Origin of the sequence: Algoriphagus sp., from assembly GCF_024642405.1 — a bacterium.
Classification (GTDB): Bacteria; Bacteroidota; Bacteroidia; order Cytophagales; family Cyclobacteriaceae; genus Algoriphagus.
Genome location: NZ_JAHEBC010000427.1, coordinates 1 through 2,974, shown reverse-complemented (window position 1 = coordinate 2,974; position 2,974 = coordinate 1). Strand labels below are relative to the sequence as shown.

3 protein-coding genes are annotated in these 2,974 nt (G+C 37.2%); 2 read left to right on the top strand and 1 reads right to left on the bottom strand.

Going from position 1 to position 2,974, the window contains the following annotated elements; translation table 11 throughout:
• Nucleotides 1-315: 315 nt before the first annotated feature.
• Together Q0L68_RS18830 and Q0L68_RS18825 are read left to right on the top strand one after the other, a co-directional pair.
• The gene (locus Q0L68_RS18830) at nucleotides 316-519 is read left to right on the top strand and encodes a hypothetical protein (protein ID WP_296705794.1); all 204 of its coding nucleotides are present in this window, start codon (nucleotides 316-318) and stop codon (nucleotides 517-519) included.
• A 10-nt stretch (nucleotides 520-529) separates the two neighbouring features.
• Nucleotides 530-937, top strand: coding sequence for a hypothetical protein (locus Q0L68_RS18825; protein ID WP_296705793.1), 408 nt, complete (start codon nucleotides 530-532; stop codon nucleotides 935-937).
• Between the two features lie 578 nt (nucleotides 938-1,515).
• On the opposite strand, the gene Q0L68_RS18820 is transcribed toward Q0L68_RS18825, so the two are convergent.
• Entirely contained in the window at nucleotides 1,516-1,992 is a 477-nt protein-coding gene (locus Q0L68_RS18820) for a nuclear transport factor 2 family protein (RefSeq protein WP_296705792.1), read from the bottom strand.
• Between the last annotated feature and the right edge of the window lie 982 nt (nucleotides 1,993-2,974).

The window sequence follows — 2,974 nt, the reverse complement described above, 5'->3', positions numbered from 1 at the left end:
AGCATTCGAAGGAGATTCTCAGGTGGTGTGGTTTGAAGGCAACTTCTCCGATTACGAAGAGAACAAGAAAAAGCGACTGGGCGACGTGGAACCGAAGCGGATTCGATATAAAAACTTGAAGTAAGTGGGTAGCTAGCAGTCGCAGTTGGCAGTTTCAAGAAAACCAGACTGAGACTTTGCTCCCTTTGGCACGAGTAGAATACTTTAATTCTGAATTCTAAAATCAGAAAAACAAACCCCTCGAAGAAAAATCTTCCGGGGGGTTTGTTTTTAATTGTTAGTTTATTTTATTGATAAGGATTTAGTTTTTATGAGATGAGTAAACGCAAAATGTATTTCCACTTGGTATTGATTCTTGCTGCCTTTGTGATTGGAGGGCTTTCCTTATGGCAAAGTGGTTTTTGGATGGAAGGGAGAAATAAGGTGCCAAACTTCACTGCTTTTGCCATGGTACTTTTAGTGATTTCACAAGGAATGATGCTTAAAGCTGCTCAGAAAAAAGACAAGACAGGATTTTAAATTAAGAACTATGAGGTACTTTTTAACACTGATTTGTATTGTTTTTTTATCATTCAGTCAAAAAGCAGAGCGTGATCCCCGCTTGGTAGGAAAGTGGATCATGCTGTATTCATTAGACGCAAATGGAGAAATCGAAAAGAATGAATTTTATGGAAAGAGGTATGTAGAAACCTACACCAAAGACGGAAAACTAATATTAGACCCCCAATATTTAAAAGATGACTTAAAGCGAAATGGAATCACAGAACCATTGGATTATTCTTTGATTCCGACTTTTTATTGGAAAACGATTAATAACGAAACATTAGAAATCATTACCAGTGAGGGCTCACGCCAAAAACGATATGTATTTTTAGGTGACACTCTCATTTTTGGGTATTCGAATGGACATACCCGGTATTTATTGAAAAGGAAATAAGCAGAACCAATTACTTTACTGATTCGGTATTTTATTGATTTTCACCAAACTTTAAGTCTAACTACATCTCGAAGGCTATCTAGTCCTGAAAAGCTGTGGAAATACACGAAAGCTGAAATTAGGAGGGAGTCTCAGTTGACAGTCATCAGCTTGCCTACCGAAGGTAGTTGAGCAGCCTCAGTTCACATTCTCAGCTGCCGGTTGTCAGCCTGAGCGGAGTCGAAGGCTAAAATTAGAATGTTGAAATTATTCACAGTTTGCAGCTTGCCTACCGCAGGTAGGTCTCAGTTGACAGTCATCAGCTTGCAGAATAGTGATTAGGTCATTTCGAAGGAGGTAGTGCCAGTCCCGATAAATCGGGAACTGAGAAATCTCATAGGAAATACACGAAAGCTGAAAAATATATACCTCTGGAATTTGGAAGATTTCATAGGTTTATTCTCCTTTGAATTTGCTCTTCGATTTACAATCTCGAAGGTTTTTTGGACTTTGGGCAGCATAGACGGAAACGCATGTTTGTTCCTAACTTATTTTCAAACATCGTTTCCTGAAGCTAAAAATATCTTTATCCTGGCTTTCTATTCATTCGTTGCTGGTTTAACATGCGAGTGTTGTTGCAAGGATATCTCCTCCAATTTACCGTCCTTTTCCTGATAAATATAGGTGAAAGCGGTTTGGTAATCCAATGTTGAACCGTCCTGCTTGTTGACCAGGGAATGATTGTTTACTCCTGTCGCAACGAATACATGCCCATATACTCTGACTTTAAGGTTGTTCAAGTCCCATTTTCCAATCTTCCAAGATTTTAATGTTTCGTTCATCTGAGCTTTGGTGACAAAAGCACCTTCACCATTGATAAAAACAAAACTGTCGGAAGTAAATTGCTCCATCATCTGCTCCGGATTTTGTTGTAGTTTGGAGTTGAAATCACGCACCATTTTTTCAGCGGTAGCAGCGTCTATTTCGGAGTTAACTGCATTGGGTGAATTTTCTTGGAAGCCAAAAAAAAGGAAAACCCCAATGATTAGGACGAAAAAGAATTGATATTTTTTCATAGTGTAATGCTTTAAAGTGAAATGTTAATTTTTGTCTTTTTGCTTGTTGGGAACACTTGTATAAACCCAATAGCGATTATGTCTATTATGATTATAAATGAGCGCTAGTTTACTGATGTGATTGATACCTATCGTACTAAACTTTATCTACCGACAACAAATAGCTACAATCGTTTAAAATCGGATTTTCAATTTTTTAAAAATCTTAAAAATTAACTAATACGTTCAAAATGAGATATTTAAGTTCGTCAATATATCCCATATTTGCAAAAACTAGTTCTGGGTATTTTTTGGTTTCGAAAAATGAAGACTCTAAACCTTCGAGATGTTAAAAGTCTCAAAGTTCACTCAGATTTGAAATCCTATGATCCAGATTCAGGATTGCATCCAAGAGGGGAATTACAATTTCACAAAATAGAAAAGTGTAGATACCATCTATGCTTAGACCAACGCTGGCTCAACACCTAGCGGGGGAGTGACCCAGAATGGGTCCTATGTTTATAGAAAAAAGGTAGCGATTAGCTACGACCCCATCGGGGTCGAATCTGAAGGATCCATCGATCATCCTATATACATTAAATCCCTTCGGGATTTGGAAGCATCGCCAAAGGGAGAATAGGGAAATACAAATTCCTAAAAATAGAAGGGGTTTTCAGTTAAGAGTCGCTTTCTAATTCTTCGAAAGAATTTTATCATTGGTTAATGGTTTGTCAAAATGAAGCATAAACTTTACTCTAAAGGAGTAGCAGATTAAACACATATATCTTCCTAATGAAATATACTTATTTAAAAGCAAAAACGGTTTGAGAAGACTCTCCAACCGTTTTTTCATTTCTACATTTTGTGACAAGTTCATTATCTTTTCGGCTCTGTTTTATTAAACATATATCGGGCTATTTTCCATTCACCGTTTACTTTTTCAAACACAAAAAGTTCTCTATTTTCTTCAGGAATGGTATCTCCGGTGGCATGAATAAGCGTG